Here is a 14582-nt window from a genome sequence, read left to right on the forward strand (position 1 = left end):
GCCGGGCATGGGCGAGCAGCATGGCGCTGGAGGCAGCGCGCCCGCGCCGGGCGATGGGGCTGTGGTGTTCGGCGATGCGCAGCAGGGCAGCCGGCGGCATCGTGGACCCTCGGCGAACCAGCCGGCCCCCAACCGCGGCCCGGACCCGTATGAGGTGCTGCTCTCGGAAGATCCGGGTGTGGGCGCCGGCCCTTGTCACGGCCGGTGCTGTCTCGTGTGACCGGGCCGGTCTGTGGGCCGTGGCTCAGCCATCCAGGAGCAGATAGGCGATGACGAAGGCCACGAAGGCGTGCCCCGCGACACTCAATCGCAGCCCCCAGATGTACTCGCGGCTGTGGTGTTTCCACACGCCCATGCTGCCCGCCCACAACTCGCGGGCGTGCCTGGCATCGGCAGAGGCCAGGCATCGGACCAGTGCCATCCGGGCCCGGTGTATGGCCTGCACGTACCTGAAGAAAAGCGCCGTCCCGCCGAGAGCTATGCCGACGCCCAGGACCAGGACGACTCGAAGGGCCAAGGGAAGGCCTAAGAGTCGTGAGAACGGAAGTTGTGTCAATGTCACCAGAATGGCCGTAAGTGACACAGTTACGTACATGTTCACGTGCTTTGCGTCTTCTCCAGCCATCTCTGCCAGCGCAGTGATGTACTGCAACTTCCGTTCTTCAGGGCCGTCTAGATCTGAGTGGTCCGGCGGAAATCCGTGATCTGCCACGGTGGTGCCCCCCTGCATAGTTTTCTGAAAGGACTGCCCAAGTCGTGGCCCCGGACACCGCTTTGTTTAGCGGCCGGTGCTGCCGCGGGCTCACGTCCCGGTGAAGCGGGCCTGGCCGCGTTGTCCCGGCGCGAGGGCACGGCCGTGTGACGGTGTCGGATTCGACGTACCGCCCTGAGGTGTTACCCCCGCCCCACGCTTCTGTCTCGGGGCTAGCGATCGCTACGCCCACCGCATGGCGGCGGCGGACAGCTGCTCCACGCGTTCCGGCGTCAGTGTGGTGGCCCGTGGGGAGAGGGACCCGGCTCTCTCCGGTGGTGGGGTGCGGGGTTCCTGGTGGGCCTGGTGGGCTGCCTGGTGGTCTGCATGCTGTCAGGGGCGCAGACGTCCGGGCAGATAACCGTCTGCGAGTGACGGCGGCCGTGGCAAAGTCCAGATGTGCGGCCAGGCGAGTCCAGGCTGACGGCCACCGGAATTCCAGGTGGATGGCCGTCTGATTAGTGGTGTTCCTGATCACTTCCTTAACCGGAGGAGACCCCTCCGCCCGTTTGCTGGTGTTTCCACGCATCAGCTACCGGCCGGAGAGGTCCTGTGACGAAGTCTGACACGGAGATTATGGAAATCCTTGAGGCGTACGACCTGACCGGGACGGTCTGGTCCGCGGCGACCTTGACGGGGCACGACCCGAAGACGGTCAAGAGGTATGTCGAGGCCCGCGACGGCGGGCGCAATCCCTATGAGCGAGAGCCGCGGCCGAAGATGATCGACGCGTTCCTGGAGAAGGTCGAGGAGTGGGTCGAGCAGTCGAAGGCGACGATCCGCGCCGATGTGGTCCACGACAAGCTCGTGAAGATGGGCTACCGGGGCAGCGAACGCTCGACGAGACGGGCGGTGAACACGGCAAAGACCGCGTGGAAGGCGGGCAAGAGACGAACGTACCGCCCGTGGATTCCCGAGCCGGGCCGGTGGCTGCAGTTCGACTGGGGCGAGGGCCCGCGCATCGCGGGGCGTCGGACCTGGCTGTTCTGCGCGTGGCTGTCCTGGTCGCGGTTCCGGGTGGTGATCCCGGTCTGGGACTGCACGCTGGGCACTTTGGTGGCCTGCCTGGACACCACGCTCAGGCGGATCGGCGGGGCACCGACGTATGTACTGACCGACAACGCGAAGACGGTCACCGTCGAGCACATCGCCGGGATCCCGGTCCGGCACCCGCAGATGGTCGCCGCGGGCCGGCATTACGGCTGCCAGGTCGTCACCTGCGTGCCCTACGATCCCGAATCGAAGGGCGGCGCGGAGGCCACCGTCCGCATCGCGAAGGCCGATCTTGTGCCCACAGATGCGAACCTGCTGGCCGCCTACGACACCTTCACCGAACTCGCCGATGCCTGCCTGACCTGGTGCGATGCGGTGAACTCCCGCCGTCACCGGGCGACCGGGCAGATACCCGCCGACCGGCTCGACATCGAACGCACCACGCTGCATGTCCTGCCCATCGAGCCGCTCGCGCTCGCACTGGGCGAGGAGAGGCTGGTCGGCTCGGACCGCACGATCAGCTTCAACGCGGTGCGCTACTCGACCCCGCCGGGCTATACGGGCGCCAAGGTGTGGTGCCGGGTGGTCGGCGAGGAACTCTCGATCACCGCCCGCACCACCTCCGGTGACCTGTCGGAGATTTGGCGCCACCATCTCTCCACCCCGGGCGTTCCACAGATCATCGACGCCCACTACCCCGACCACCCCGACGGCCGCAGCATCCACCAGCCGAGGCTGCAGCCCCGCTCGGAAGCGGAGATCGCGTTCACGGGCATCGGCCCCGGGGCCGGGCGCTGGCTCAAGGAAGCCGGCCCCGCCGGCGCGGTCCGCATCCGCGCCAAGATGGCCCGCGCGGTCGAGCTGGCCACCGTCCTGGGCAACGACAAAGTCGACCAGGCCCTCGGTCTGGCGGCCACGGCCGGGCGCTTCGCCGACGACGACCTGCTCTCGATCCTGGGACACATTGCGGACAGCAAGCCCGTCGGCGAGGTCGTCCGCGCGGACGAGGCCCACTCCGTCCAGAACGGAACCATCGGTTGGCAAGCCCTGGGCCAGTAGGCAGCGACTTCAAGGAAGTTTGACGCACGACTCTGCGGTCAGTCGCCGACAAACCACAGATAACGGTGTGATCCCTGCTCGACTACCTGGCACAACTCGCGAGCCTGCCCGACCCAGTCACCGCCGCAAGAGGCCGGGAGCCGGTCGAGTTCCGCCAGCAGCAGCGACACCTGCCGATGGTTGAAGACCGCATCCCCATAGGGAATCAGGCCCCAGAGCATCGGGAACAGCCCCGGATTCAGATCACCGAAAGCGGAAGTCCACCGCAACCCGCCCTCGGCCCGGGCTATGACGTCGCCGCTGTCACCGCGCACCTGCATATCGATCACCCGGCGAGCCTATCGGCGCCAATCCTGACCGACGAAGGAATTAACGACCATGACGTTTCCCCAGGCCCCGGCCCTGCCCGAGGAGCTCGACAAGCTCATGCGCCGCATGCGCCTGCCCTATATGCGCAAAGCGGCCCCGGACGTCCTGGCCACCGCCCGAGCTCAACGCTGGGACCCCGCCGAGGTGTTGCGGCTACTGATATCCGAGGAGGTCACCGGCCGCGACGCCGCCACCCGGCGTCTTCGTCGCCACTCGGCGAACTTCCCCACCGGCAAGACCCTGGGCTCCTGGCGGGCCGAGGACTCCACCATCCCCGAACCCACCCAAAACTCCCTGATCACCCTGGAGTGGATCGGCCGCGCCGAGAATCTGGTGATCGCCGGCCCGTCGGGGACGGGCAAGAGCCACTTCACCGAGGGCCTGGCCCAGGCCGCGATCGAGAAGGACCTGCGGGTGTCCTGGTTCACCCTGGAGACGCTGAGCGCCGCGATCGGCAAATCGAAGGTCGACGGGTCCACCGCACGGACCGTCGCCCGGATCTGCCGCGCGGACCTCATCGTCATCGACGACATCGGCCTGCTGCCCGTCGGGGAAGACGCCGCCGAGGCGTTCTACCGGATCATCGACGCAGCCTACGAGCGCCGCTCCATCGCTGTGACCAGCAACATTCACCCATCGGGCTTCGACACGATCATGCCGAAGACTCTCGCGGGCGCGAGCACCGATCGCCTCATGCATCACGCTCACCTCGTGACCACCACCGGTGACTCGCATCGCCTCGCCGAGGCCCTCGCCGGGAAGGGAGTGGTCCCCTTGAACTGACCACCACCCGGGAACACCATTGGCCACACGCCTGGCTTCCTGATGGCCACCAGCCTGGGCCTCCAACGGCCACCCACCTGGGCATCTCAATGACCGTTGACACCGGGGAACTCGGTTCCGAGACCACCGCACTCCTGCGCGAGGCCATCGTGCAGGCAGCCGCCCGTCCCCGCGAACGACGCCGGCTGATCCTGGACCTGTCCGCCCTCACCCACTGCGACAACGGCGGCCTGTTCGCCCTGCTGGGCATCTGCCAGGCCCTGGACGCAGCCGGCATCGAAGTCGATATCGCCCGGACCGGGCCCGCCGCCGACACGGCCATCGAACACGCGGGCCTGCAAGACCGGCTGCCCCTGCGCCCGCCCTGACCCACCAGCCCGATAATCCTAGGGGCGCCACTCCTCCCGCCACAGCGGATGCAGCTCATACGGCAACGCCATACACATCAGATCAACACCGGCATCCACCGCCGACCACGGCCACCCCACACCCCCATGAGCACAACCACACAGCCGCGCCTCATACGCGTCCACACGCCGCAACTGCCCCCCAACCGCCTCCAGCCGGCCCCGGCAACCACACTCACACCCGCCCACACCCACCACCGCCGGATCACATACCAGCACATGGAAGACGACGGCCTCCTCCGCGACCTGCCCCAACCGGTCCCGCACGAAGGACGACAGACCCACCAGCGGCATAAACGCAGCCTCCCACCCTCCACCGGCCCGGCCCAGATGCTGACAGCAGCCAGCCGGCAGGCAAACAGAGCTCGCGCTCACCATTCCGAGCGCCCCGGCCCCGAGCCGCCACAGGCCGGCGGGGGCCACATCACCGACAACGCGGCCCCCGCCATCGCCCTTCGGGCGCAACGGCCCCGGACCAGGTCAACCGCAGCCACCCACCGCCCGAGGGGCACCGCGCGAGAACCGGTCGAGAGAACCTCGATCCCCCGCGCCCCCGGCCGCCGTCGCACCCGCGCGGCGGCGGCCGGCCAACACCCAGACTCCCACCACCGACGCACCCTGTCCCCCGAGCCGGGGCATATTCACCACCGCTCCCCCCTCCCGCCACCCAATCTCATGAACAGAGCCAGCCCGGCCTACAGCGTTGTGCGTACGACGCCCCCACAACGCCGGGGGCAGCCCCCCTCTCCCCGAGCACGGCACCGTGCCAAGCAGAGCGGCCCGCGTCAGCGACGCGGAGCGGACAACGCGGCCCGGCCAGGTAAATGCCGGCGGAACGCCCGCGACCGCAGGGCCGGTCCGCTTTACGCAGAGCGCGCTTCGGAGGTCCCGGTCAGGGCGAGGCGGGCGGTGATGCGCTTGCCGACGGCTTCCCGCGCCACCGACAGGTCGCGGGCGACGGCCTGCACGATCTCCAGGCCGTGCTGGCCGATGCGGCCCGCGTCCGTGTCCCGGGCCACCGGCACAACCGGCTCGGAATCCCACACCGCGACCGCCACCAGGCCCCCGGTGATGCGCAGGCGCACCAGCACCGGGCCCGGCGCGTACTTCAGCGCGTTGGTGACCAGTTCACTGACCACCAACTGCGCCAGGTCGAGGGTGCGCTGTGACACGTGCACCTGGTGGCGTTCTTTCGCGGTGGTGAGGAACTCGGCGGCTACCCGGCGGGCGTGCGCGATGCACGAGGCGTCGCCCTCCAGCGCCACCATCGTCTCGAGGAAATTCCCCTCCGGTCCGCTCTGCCCGACCTCGCCTGAAACCATCGCGCCGCCCCGAATCCCGCCCGAACCCCTGCCTCAAAGCTTCCCGCCTACCCCCCGACCCGCGGAGCACACCCGGTCCCGCAGGCGGGTTTCCGCGCCCGGCCATGCCCCCCCCGGGCGCAGGGATGCAGGGCGCCGATGCGGTGTGCCACCATCGCCGCCATGACGCACCCAGAGCAGGCCGGCACCCAACCCCCGTACCCCCCGGGCGGCCTGACGGTCCGGGACACCGTCACCGACGGCATCCGCGTGCTGTCCCTGGCCGGCGAGATCGACCACCACAGCGGCCCGGCACTGCACCAGGCCCTCAACGACAGCGACGCCTTCCGCCCCCGCGTCATCCTCGAACTCTCCCGGGTCTCCTTCATGGACTCCAGCGGCATCAACATCCTCCTTGCCGCCCACCACACCCAAACCGAGGCCGGCGGCTGGCTTCGCCTGGCCGCACCCGCCACCGCCGTCAAGCGCACCCTGGACCTCGTCGGCGCCGACACCGTCATCGACTGCCGCACCACTCTGCACCAGGCCCTCGTCTAAGCCCGGGGCGGAACACACCAGACCCGCAGTCCCGCCCCTTTTGGGCGCGCGCCACGCAACCGCCCGCACGACGACGAAACGCCACGTGAACGACCCCTACCCGCATCGCTGCCGGGGTGTACAGGGCAGGCGTTGCGGTGCACCGAGGGCGGACAGGGGCGGCGTGCGCTTCACCCGGCTGCGGCTGCGCAGGCCGCAGCCACCGACGGATAGATCCTCAACACCCGGTCCGCACCCGCCATCTCCAGCACACACAGCAGCCGGGCACACGGCGCGGCGACGTACAGCCTCGTGGACCGATGGAGAATCAGCAGCAGGTTCAGCGCAGCAGAATCCGCGAACGTCACCGCGCCGAAATCCAGGACCAGCACAGGAAACCCGGCAGCCGCACCCACGGCCGCCTCCCGCAACGGGCCGATCGACTGCGCATCCAGCTCACCCCGGGCCGCAAGGACCCAGCCGCCCGAGACGACGTCCTTCTTCACGACCATCTCCGGACTGCTCCCGCTGCCGGACATGGACCAACTCCTCGCATGCAGGGGGGACACGCTCACAGCTTCCCCCTCGCCGCCCCCCGGGTACACCGATTCGGCCCACCCCGCCCCAGTGCGAAAGGCCACCGAAGTCCATCCCCGGCATCATCATCGCCGCCCTCTCGCTCGCGATCATCCCGTTCCTGTCCGCCGCCCAACGCCGTGCCGGCCGCGAACTCGGCTCCGCCTCCGCCGTGGCGGATTCCAAACAGACCCTCCTGTGCACCTACCTCTCTGCCGTCCTCATGGTGGGCCTGGTCCTCAACGCCACCCTCGGCTGGTCCTGGGGCCGACCCCATCGCCGCCCTCGTCATCGCCGCCATCGCCGTCAAGGAGGGCCGCGACGCCTGGCAGGGCAAGGGCTGCTGCGCCCCCCACCACCCACGCCCCGGCCTCCGTCGGGATTGCGGCGAGCGAGACGGACGCGTGCGGCTGCGCGCCGGGCTGCGCCTGCTGCTCGTGAACACCGCGTTGCGGGCCCGCCCTTCGGCCGCCCGGTCCCCTGATACTGGCCAGGCACTGGCTGGAAGGCGGGGAACTGGTGGAGTGGACGGTCTGCGCGGGCCTGGCAGCCGGGCTGCTGATCTCGGTGGTCACCGCGCCGGTCGGAGTGTCGGCTGCGGTGTTCCTTCTCCCGGTCCACCTGAGCGTCTTCGGAGTACCGAGCCCGGCGATCACCCCGACGAATCTGCTGTTCAACGTGGTGGCCGGGCCAGGAGCCCTGTGGCCGCCGCCGCGACGGAGCTCTGCGCGGCGGCCTGGCCCGACGCCTGGTCGCCGGCACCCTGCCCGGCGTCGTCCTCGGCGCCACGATCCGCGTCTTCGCCCTCCCCGGCCCCGGCGTCTTCCGCCTGCTCATCGCCGCACTCCTGCTGCCGCTCGGCCTGTGGCTGTGCACCCGCACCCTGGCCCCGGCCCGCCACCGGCCGGCCGCGGCGGCGGAGCCATCACCTGCCACGCTCACCGCGCTCGCCCTTGCGGTCGGGATCGTCGGCGGGATCTACGGCATCGGCGGCGGCTCCCTGCTCGGCCCCGTCCTCGCTGCCCGCGGCCTGCCCCTGACGCGCATCGCGCCCGCCGCCCTCGCGGCCACGTTCGCCACCTCGCTCGTCGGCGCGGCCACCTACGCGCTGCTCTCCCTGGCCGCCTCCGGCGACGTCGCCCCCGACTGGTGGCTGGGCCTGACCTGCGGCCTGGGCGGACTGGCCGGCGGATACCTCGGCGCCCGCCTCCAGCCCCGCCTGCCCGAGACCGCGCTGCGCCTGCTCCTCGGCGCACTGGCCAGCGCCATCGGCGCGCTGTACGCGCTGCAGGCGCTGCGGTAGGACGGCCCCGAGAGCACAACCGGCACACGCAACGGGAGAGAACATCGCGTGTTCAGGTCGATCCCCTACCGTCTGCGCGGACCGCGAGGCAGAAGCTGTGCGGCCGTGGCCATCAAGGAGTGACGAAGTTGACCAGCACACCCTCACCCGCCGCCGGGGTCCCCGACGAACTCCAGCGGCGTCTGGGGGTGTCGGACGCGGTCATGATCGGCCTGGGCTCGATGATCGGCGCCGGGATCTTCGCCTCGCTGGCCCCGGCCGCCCGCGCGGCCGGCTCCGGCCTGCTGATCGGTCTCGCCCTCGCCGCCGTCGTCGCCTACTGCAACGCGACCTCCTCCGCGCGGCTCGCCGCCCTCTACCCGGCCTCCGGCGGCACATACATCTACGGGCGCGAGCGCCTCGGCGCGTTCTGGGGCTACCTGGCGGGCTGGGCGTTCATCGTCGGCAAGACCGCGTCCTGCGCGGCCATGGCCCTGACGATCGGCTCCTACATCTGGCCCGGCCAGGCCCACGCGATCGCCGTCGCCGCGGTGGTGGCGCTGACCGCGGTCAACTGCACCGGCGTGCAGAAGTCCGCCCTGCTGACCCGCGTCGTCGTGGCCGTCGTCCTGGCGGTGCTCGCCGCCGTCGCGGTCGCCTCCCTCACCTCCGGCGTCGCAGATGCGACCCGCCTCGACGTGGGGTCGGACGCCACCTTCGGCGGCGTGCTGCAGGCGGCGGGGCTGCTGTTCTTCGCGTTCGCCGGCTACGCCCGCATCGCCACCCTCGGCGAGGAGGTCCGCGACCCGGCCCGCACCATCCCCCCCGGCCATCCCGATCGCGCTCGGCATCACCCTCATCGTCTACACGACCGTGGCCGTCAGCGTCCTGCTTGTGCTCGGCTCCGGCGGCCTCGCCTCAGCGGGCGCGCCGCTGACCGACGCCGCACGGGCGGCGGGAGCCGACTGGCTCGTGCCCGTCGTGCGCATCGGCGCGGCACTCGCGGCACTCGGCTCGCTGCTCGCCCTGATCCTCGGCGTCTCCCGCACCACCTTGGCCATGGCTCGCGACCACCACCTGCCCCACGCCCTGGCCGCCGTACACCCGAAGTTCAAGGTCCCGCACCGGGCGGAACTCCTCGTTGGCGCTCTCGTCGCCACGGCGGCCGCGACCGCGGACCTGCGCGGGGCGATCGGCTTCTCCTCCTTCGGCGTCCTCGCCTACTACGCCATCGCCAACGCCTCCGCCCGGACCCTCACCCCCGCCGAAGGCCGCCCGGCCCGGATCATCCCCGTCCTCGGGCTGGCCGGCTGCCTTGTCCTGGCCCTCGCCCTCCCGGTGTCCTCCCTTATCAGCGGCGCCGCCGTCCTCAGCGTCGGAGCCGCCGCCTACGGACTGCGGCAACTGAGCAACACGACCTGACCCATCCGAGCGGCAAGCCCGACAGGGGCCGAACCCGCACGCCAAGCGGCGGGAGGGGGCTGATGTGCATGCCAGTTCACCTGCAAAGCAACTCGGGATTCTGAGAACCCGCGCGCTTCCGGAATCAACCATCTGGCTCGGTCCACGGGCCGGTTTTGACCGGCCCGTGGCGTACTACACGCAGTTGCTCGGAGCAGTGCTCGCATTCGAGCGCGCCGCAACCCCTCCCGATCCCCGGATTGCGGTCAGCGACGTCGGCGGCGATGACCACCTGATGATCGTCGAAACCGCTACCGCCCCCACCACTGACCTCGACCCCCTCAGCCAGGCCGGATGGGGACTGCGCGTGGGAACACACGCGCAACTGTGTGAGGTCCGCGAACAAATCCTGGGCGCCGGGTGGCCGGTCGGACAGATCCAAACACTGCCCGCGCAGTGGACGATGACAGCTCGCGATCCCGATGGACGCCCTGTGGACATTCGAGCCCATCGCCCACGCACCTCATCGCCATCACCAAGCACCGGCTAACGGCTAACGGCTAACGGCTAACGGCTAACGGCTACCCAACTTTCCAAACACGCCCCAGGGCAGCTCGGTTCCAGGTCCGGTCAAGGCACGCACCGGCAGCGATCCGCTCTGCCGCGACCCCGTCCAGTTCGCCCCGCCCCGGGCCCGCACGCGGTCCGGGGCCATACGACCGCCCCTCGGGGGCGATCGGCGCAGGAGCAGTGGGGCCTTGCAGGAAATGATCCGGAATATGCCTTCCAAATGCTCCGCGCCCGGCAGTACGTTGGCAACAGACCGTGGTCGATGGGGTGCTGTTAGCGCAGCATCCGATCTGCCGGCGCTCGCCCGGGCCCCGGGGTGCGGCCCTTTGCGCCAGCGGCTCCAAGCAGCGGGAGCCTGCGCCCGCCACACAACACTGCCTCCATGGCGCACGCCCCCGGCCCCTCACGTGCGCTCAGGCCAGCAGTGCCTCCCCCAGCCCCCGGGAGAAGCCATGCACGGCTACTACGCCGACGAAATCCTGCTCGTGCTGCCCCTGTTCGACGGCCCCGGCCTGCGTCTGCGGGGCGAAGTCCTAGCCGACCACCGCGGACCTCTGGCCCTGGCCGTGGCCGGTGAAGCCGCCCGCACCGACACAGTGGTCCTGGACCTCACCGGCGTCCGCTTCATCTCCCACGGCGCCCTGGACTTCCTCGCGGTCCTCGCCCGCCGGATCACCCCGCCCCAGCACCTCCTCTTACGCGCCCGCCCCGATCTCGCACTTCGCGCCCGGCTCGCCGAACGCGGCCACGACACCATTGCCACGCTGCGCCTGGAAGAGATTCCATACCCGCCCGCCCCCGACGCCGAGCAGCTGTCTGCGGCCTCGCGGACGGCGGAAGGGACAACCGCAGACCCGCAGCAGACCGCCGTCGTCCCAGGCGAGGGGTGAGACCCGGGACAGAAGGGGCCGGTGCGCCGGGCAGGCCCCGGATGCCCGCGCCCGCCACGACCCGGTACACGCCCTCCTGCACGCGAGGCCGCCCCGGACACCCTGGCCGCCGGCGGCGTCCGGCAGACCACGGTGTCCGGCAGCGTGCGTGCCGCCGCCGCAGCAGCCGGTGTGCCCAGCGACTCCGGGCATCGCTCGCACGGTCAACGGGCTGCGGGCCTTCAGGCTCGCCGAGCCGTCTCCGACAGCCCCGGTGGGCAGAGCCCGCGAACGTGGCGACACCGGGCGGGAGGGAACCGGGCAAGTTCCGCTGACGCGGCCCCACGTCCACTCCCCGCTGGCACACCCACCTGACGGCTGGACGATTCCCTCATCGGCCCGTTGCGGCAGCTGCTCGCCCCCCAAGCGTGAAAGCGGTCCCGGCGGCGGGCGCATGGTGAAGCCGGCGCCGCCGGTGCGCGTCGACCGCGGTGAGGCGCTGCTTGCCCTCGGGCTCTTCGGCACCGCACACCTGCGGCTGCGCATGGACGAGCTCTCCCACGGCCAGCGCCGCCGCCTGGACGTGGCGCGTCTGGTCACCGGGCCCGCCGGCCTCCTGCTGCTCGACGAGCCGACCAACCACCTGCCACCGGCACTGGTCGAACAGCTGGAGGAGGCACTGACCGCGTTCCCCGGGGCGATCGTGCTGGTCACACACGACCAGGCCCTACGCACGCGGTTCGAGGGCGAGCACCTGGAACTGCCGCAAACGGCCGGCATCCCGGCAGGGTGACAGGCGGCCGCCCTCGCCCGACGCCCACCGGGCCGGGCGGAACGTCCTACTCCCCGGCCGGCCACGCAGACGGTCGCCGGACCCGTCAGGGGCACGACGGGCAGGGTGTTGCCGTCGAGGACAGGCGTATACAGCGAGGGGTCGCAGGGGCGGGATCCCCGAGGGCCCGGAGCCGGTACCGGGTTGTGGTGGGTGTGGTCGGTGCGTCACCGCCGGCGCAGGGTCTGGCTGGGGGGTTCGCCGTACGCGGTGCGGTAGTCGGCGGCGAAGCGGCCCGGGTGGGAAAAGCCCCAGCGGTAGGCGATGGCCGTGACGGTCTGCGCGGCGGGGTCGCCAAGGAGGAGTTCGCGCCGGGCGCGGGCGAGGCGGACCCGGCGCAGGTACTGCAGCGGGGTCAGCTGAAGGTGGCGGCGGAAGGCGAGCTGGACCGCGCGGATGCTGACGCGGGCGGCCGCGGCGATGTCGGCGATACCGATGTCGGTGTGGGCGTTGTCCTCGATGAAGCTGGTCGCGCGGCGCAGCGTTCCCGGACGGGCGTCGCGGTCGTCGGTGCTGGAGGGCCCGGGCAGCGCGGTGTTGGGGAAGACCGTCAGGGCGGTGGCGGCCAGCAGCCGGGCGGTGCTGCCGGTGATCAGAGGGCTGATGGCGGCTTGCTCGCTGGTCAGGAGGTCGCGGGCGAACCCGGCGGCGTTCTTCCACTGTTGGGCGGCGGCCGGTGAGGACGGGCGCAGGGAGGTGAACCGCAGGGGCGGGCTGGGCCGGCCGGGCAGCGCTGTGACGGCCTGGAGCGCGGCGTGGGGCACCGTGATGATGCCGGCCCGGAAATCCAGGCACCGGACCTGGTAGTCGCCCTCTGGGTAGCTGCCCAGGAACGCGTCTCCGGTGGTGTAGCGCTCGGTGTTCTTGCCCAGTTCCGCGTGGGTGCCACCGGTGATGAGTGTGGTCACCGACAGGTCGCTGGTACCGGTCAGGTGCAAGGTGACGTCGGGTGGCATGGTGAAATCGACGTAGCTCAGTCCGCCCGCGCTGACCTGGGAGATCGACACGGGGGCTGTCAGGGCCGCGCTTCGGGTCCGCGGGGGCCGCCCGGCCCGGTACATCCGGGCGATGAAGTCCTGTGCCTCGTCCGGGTCGGTCGTGGCGAACTCGAGGCGCTCGGGCGGGAGGCCGTCGGCCGGAGCGTCGGACATGAGGCCCCTCCTTACAGCAGCCGCTGTTCCTCTCCAGCCTACGCGGTTGCCGCTCGGCGGGCCGCTGTCGGCGGCCTTCGACGTGCGCGCTCGGGCCCGACCATCGCCTGTGCAGGCGGGGGATGAGTTCGCCGGGACTCTTGGGGTGCGCGGCTGCTCCTACACCCGGGCCCGGACGGCGGCTGCCGGCGGCTGCGGAGAACGCCCAGCGGCCTCCGGCCGCGGTGAGGAGGGATCACTGCCGGATGCCTTCCGCCCCGCTGCGGCCCGGCTGGTGATCCAGCTACTTTCGTCCAGGTCGATACGCATCTGTCGTGCGGCAAGGAAGGACTGGGCCGCGATGGCCCGCATGGTGGCGGCAGCGGCCACGGCCGCTCGTGCCCTCTGGCGCATCTGCTGGGCATCCTGCCGCTGGAGGGCCTGCCGGGCCCGGTCGATGTGCATTTCCTCCACCATTCGCGATGATGCCCGCCGCCGCTGCAGAACGCTTACGCTGCCGCCCTCGCCGGCCGCGTGACAGGTCCAAGGCGTGCCACAACAAGCGCGAGGCAGACCTGCGCAGAGGAGCCGGGTACGACCGAACAGGATGGGCCCGTGCGGACAAAGGCCATGCCCACACGACGTTTGCTCCCTTGCATCGAAAGTGACAGGCAGGCCGGGACCGGCAGCACACGGAACGCAGCACCGAACGCGCAGCTCAGAAAGGCTAACCATCCGCACAACGAAGCCAGAGGGGGCGCAAGGCCGCCGCCACACGACGCCAGTTCACACCTCGGTTCCGGTGTCCCCGGCCAGGCGGATGCGGAGACCGGGCACAGCGCGGGCGGTGCCCCACAGACTGCGGCCGTGCCCATTACCTTTCGAGTAGAGCCCGAACGGGGCTCGTGGCCTCCGGGGCCGGTATGGCTCGTTGCCCCTGTTGTTGATGATCCGGGGGGGGGCTGTCGCCGGACCTGGCGGCACCGGATGGTCGCTGATAGAAGCGTGTCCGCCCACCGGCAGGGCTGCGGAATGTGGCTGCCGGCCTCCGGTGCCCGGTGGGCCAACGGCTGCAACTCCGGGGAGGGGAAAGCCCGGTGACCAGCAACAACTTCGCCTCGTTCGATGTGTTCTGCGCCCTGGACGCAGGCAAGGCCGAGCATCACGGCACGGCCCTGCTGAAGGACGGCCGCACTACGTTCGACAGGCCGTTGCCCAACAACGAGCCGCAGCTGCGCCAGCTGTTCGCCCGCCTGCAGCGCAAGGGCACCCTCTTCCGACCGCGACACGAACAAGCAGCCTGACCAAGCCCACAGACCTTGACCGGACAGATAGAAGCACCCCCCGGGGCGTGTGCCCGCAACCGCAGCAGGGCATTGTCGGACCAGATGTCCAGCTGCTGGAAGAGCGCGCCGGCTGCTTCATCGACGCGGGCAAAGGGCAGTTGCAGGGCGAAGACGAAGCCAGGGTCCGCAACAGCGGCCCGGGCCGGCGCGGCCGCCAGTTCCCGAGCGTCGGCCAGCTGCTCCCCGCTCATGCCGCCCGGGCCGCCGCGGTGGCCGGCGAGCGCGCGGCCGTTACGGGGCCGGCCGTCAGCGGGACGGCGAACACCGCACGCACAGCAACTGAAGGTCGGGCAGCAGGGCGGGCCAGACGGCGCAGGGATGCACTGCCCGGCACGGTCTTGGCGTACCGGAGCGGGACGAGCCACCGCGCGGGGAC

Annotated in this window: 15 protein-coding genes and 3 pseudogenes; 11 read left to right on the top strand and 7 right to left on the bottom strand. The window is 70.9% G+C overall.

The window, feature by feature from the left end; all coding sequences use genetic code 11:
• Positions 1 to 244: 244 nt before the first annotated feature.
• Entirely contained in the window at positions 245 to 421 is a 177-nt protein-coding gene (locus tag ACQKIP_RS22650) for a hypothetical protein (protein ID WP_365861945.1), read from the bottom strand.
• Between the two features lie 906 nt (positions 422 to 1327).
• Here ACQKIP_RS22650 and istA point away from each other — a divergent pair.
• Positions 1328 to 2803 (top strand): IS21 family transposase, encoded by a 1476-nt coding sequence (istA, locus tag ACQKIP_RS22655; RefSeq protein WP_427743915.1) that lies wholly within the window; start codon positions 1328 to 1330, stop codon positions 2801 to 2803.
• A gap of 38 nt (positions 2804 to 2841) precedes the next feature.
• Here istA and ACQKIP_RS22660 read toward each other — a convergent pair whose 3' ends face one another.
• On the bottom strand, positions 2842 to 3123 hold the full coding sequence (locus ACQKIP_RS22660) for a hypothetical protein (RefSeq protein WP_365867339.1): 282 nt from the start codon (positions 3121 to 3123) through the stop codon (positions 2842 to 2844).
• 58 nt (positions 3124 to 3181) lie between these two features.
• Between ACQKIP_RS22660 and istB the strand changes: the two genes are divergently transcribed.
• Both istB and ACQKIP_RS22670 read left to right on the top strand, forming a co-directional pair.
• Positions 3182 to 3955, top strand: a complete 774-nt coding sequence (istB, locus tag ACQKIP_RS22665; protein WP_334662233.1) for an IS21-like element helper ATPase IstB — start codon at positions 3182 to 3184, stop codon at positions 3953 to 3955.
• Between the two features lie 89 nt (positions 3956 to 4044).
• Positions 4045 to 4323 carry an STAS domain-containing protein gene (locus ACQKIP_RS22670; protein WP_365867133.1) on the top strand — a complete coding sequence of 93 codons (279 nt, stop codon included), beginning with the start codon at positions 4045 to 4047 and terminating at the stop codon, positions 4321 to 4323.
• Positions 4324 to 5225: 902 nt separating this feature from the next.
• Here the strand turns inward: ACQKIP_RS22670 and ACQKIP_RS22675 are convergent.
• Positions 5226 to 5684 (bottom strand): ATP-binding protein, encoded by a 459-nt coding sequence (locus ACQKIP_RS22675; protein ID WP_365867131.1) that lies wholly within the window; start codon positions 5682 to 5684, stop codon positions 5226 to 5228.
• Positions 5685 to 5846: 162 nt separating this feature from the next.
• Here ACQKIP_RS22675 and ACQKIP_RS22680 point away from each other — a divergent pair, with 162 nt between their 5' ends.
• Entirely contained in the window at positions 5847 to 6221 is a 375-nt protein-coding gene (locus ACQKIP_RS22680) for an STAS domain-containing protein (RefSeq protein ID WP_365867129.1), read from the top strand.
• Positions 6222 to 6391: 170 nt separating this feature from the next.
• Here the strand turns inward: ACQKIP_RS22680 and ACQKIP_RS22685 are convergent, their stop codons facing one another.
• Positions 6392 to 6739, bottom strand: a complete 348-nt coding sequence (locus ACQKIP_RS22685) for an STAS domain-containing protein (protein WP_365867127.1) — start codon at positions 6737 to 6739, stop codon at positions 6392 to 6394.
• Between the two features lie 104 nt (positions 6740 to 6843).
• Between ACQKIP_RS22685 and ACQKIP_RS22690 the strand changes: the two are divergent.
• The 6 genes and pseudogenes from ACQKIP_RS22690 to ACQKIP_RS22715 all read left to right on the top strand — a co-directional run.
• Positions 6844 to 7217 (top strand): annotated as a pseudogene (locus ACQKIP_RS22690) (cation transporter); the annotation flags it as partial.
• 78 nt (positions 7218 to 7295) lie between these two features.
• A pseudogene (locus ACQKIP_RS22695) lies at positions 7296 to 8079 on the top strand (TSUP family transporter).
• 203 nt (positions 8080 to 8282) lie between these two features.
• Positions 8283 to 9480, top strand: a pseudogene (locus ACQKIP_RS22700) (APC family permease).
• A gap of 166 nt (positions 9481 to 9646) precedes the next feature.
• Positions 9647 to 10009, top strand: a complete 363-nt coding sequence (locus tag ACQKIP_RS22705; RefSeq protein WP_427743908.1) for a VOC family protein — start codon at positions 9647 to 9649, stop codon at positions 10007 to 10009.
• A 472-nt stretch (positions 10010 to 10481) separates the two neighbouring features.
• The gene (locus ACQKIP_RS22710; RefSeq protein WP_365867125.1) at positions 10482 to 10919 is read left to right on the top strand and encodes an STAS domain-containing protein; all 438 of its coding nucleotides are present in this window, start codon (positions 10482 to 10484) and stop codon (positions 10917 to 10919) included.
• A gap of 433 nt (positions 10920 to 11352) precedes the next feature.
• Positions 11353 to 11691 carry an ATP-binding cassette domain-containing protein gene (locus ACQKIP_RS22715; protein ID WP_427743910.1) on the top strand — a complete coding sequence of 113 codons (339 nt, stop codon included), beginning with the start codon at positions 11353 to 11355 and terminating at the stop codon, positions 11689 to 11691.
• A gap of 206 nt (positions 11692 to 11897) precedes the next feature.
• Here the strand turns inward: ACQKIP_RS22715 and ACQKIP_RS22720 are convergent, their stop codons facing one another.
• Together ACQKIP_RS22720 and ACQKIP_RS22725 are read right to left on the bottom strand one after the other, a co-directional pair.
• On the bottom strand, positions 11898 to 12881 hold the full coding sequence (locus ACQKIP_RS22720) for a helix-turn-helix domain-containing protein (RefSeq protein ID WP_365867123.1): 984 nt from the start codon (positions 12879 to 12881) through the stop codon (positions 11898 to 11900).
• 159 nt (positions 12882 to 13040) lie between these two features.
• A complete protein-coding gene (locus ACQKIP_RS22725) occupies positions 13041 to 13325 on the bottom strand; it encodes a hypothetical protein (protein ID WP_365867122.1) in 285 nt (94 codons plus the stop codon).
• 632 nt (positions 13326 to 13957) lie between these two features.
• Between ACQKIP_RS22725 and ACQKIP_RS22730 the strand changes: the two genes are divergently transcribed.
• Complete coding sequence (locus ACQKIP_RS22730; protein WP_365867120.1) at positions 13958 to 14164, top strand: hypothetical protein; 207 nt, start codon at positions 13958 to 13960, stop codon at positions 14162 to 14164.
• Between the two features lie 229 nt (positions 14165 to 14393).
• Here ACQKIP_RS22730 and ACQKIP_RS22735 read toward each other — a convergent pair.
• Positions 14394 to 14582: hypothetical protein (locus ACQKIP_RS22735; RefSeq protein WP_427743913.1), on the bottom strand; the 189-nt coding region annotated here is incomplete at its 5' end.

The sequence above is a fragment of the Streptomyces sp. NPDC059900 genome (assembly GCF_050270335.1).
GTDB lineage: Bacteria > Actinomycetota > Actinomycetes > Streptomycetales > Streptomycetaceae > Streptomyces.

Bases quoted from the DNA above. Each gene is read 5' to 3' on its own strand.
- istA (WP_427743915.1), top strand. From the start codon at position 1,328: ATGGAAATCCTTGAGGCGTACGACCTGACCGGGACGGTCTGGTCCGCG.
- ACQKIP_RS22710 (WP_365867125.1), top strand. From the start codon at position 10,482: ATGCACGGCTACTACGCCGACGAAATCCTGCTCGTGCTGCCCCTGTTC.
- ACQKIP_RS22715 (WP_427743910.1), top strand. From the start codon at position 11,353: ATGGTGAAGCCGGCGCCGCCGGTGCGCGTCGACCGCGGTGAGGCGCTG.
- ACQKIP_RS22720 (WP_365867123.1), bottom strand. From the start codon at position 12,881: ATGTCCGACGCTCCGGCCGACGGCCTCCCGCCCGAGCGCCTCGAGTTC.
- ACQKIP_RS22670 (WP_365867133.1), top strand. From the start codon at position 4,045: ATGACCGTTGACACCGGGGAACTCGGTTCCGAGACCACCGCACTCCTG.
- ACQKIP_RS22650 (WP_365861945.1), bottom strand. From the start codon at position 421: ATGGCACTGGTCCGATGCCTGGCCTCTGCCGATGCCAGGCACGCCCGC.
- istB (WP_334662233.1), top strand. From the start codon at position 3,182: ATGACGTTTCCCCAGGCCCCGGCCCTGCCCGAGGAGCTCGACAAGCTC.
- ACQKIP_RS22660 (WP_365867339.1), bottom strand. From the start codon at position 3,123: ATGCAGGTGCGCGGTGACAGCGGCGACGTCATAGCCCGGGCCGAGGGC.
- ACQKIP_RS22685 (WP_365867127.1), bottom strand. From the start codon at position 6,739: ATGTCCGGCAGCGGGAGCAGTCCGGAGATGGTCGTGAAGAAGGACGTC.
- ACQKIP_RS22675 (WP_365867131.1), bottom strand. From the start codon at position 5,684: ATGGTTTCAGGCGAGGTCGGGCAGAGCGGACCGGAGGGGAATTTCCTC.
- ACQKIP_RS22725 (WP_365867122.1), bottom strand. From the start codon at position 13,325: ATGCACATCGACCGGGCCCGGCAGGCCCTCCAGCGGCAGGATGCCCAG.
- ACQKIP_RS22680 (WP_365867129.1), top strand. From the start codon at position 5,847: ATGACGCACCCAGAGCAGGCCGGCACCCAACCCCCGTACCCCCCGGGC.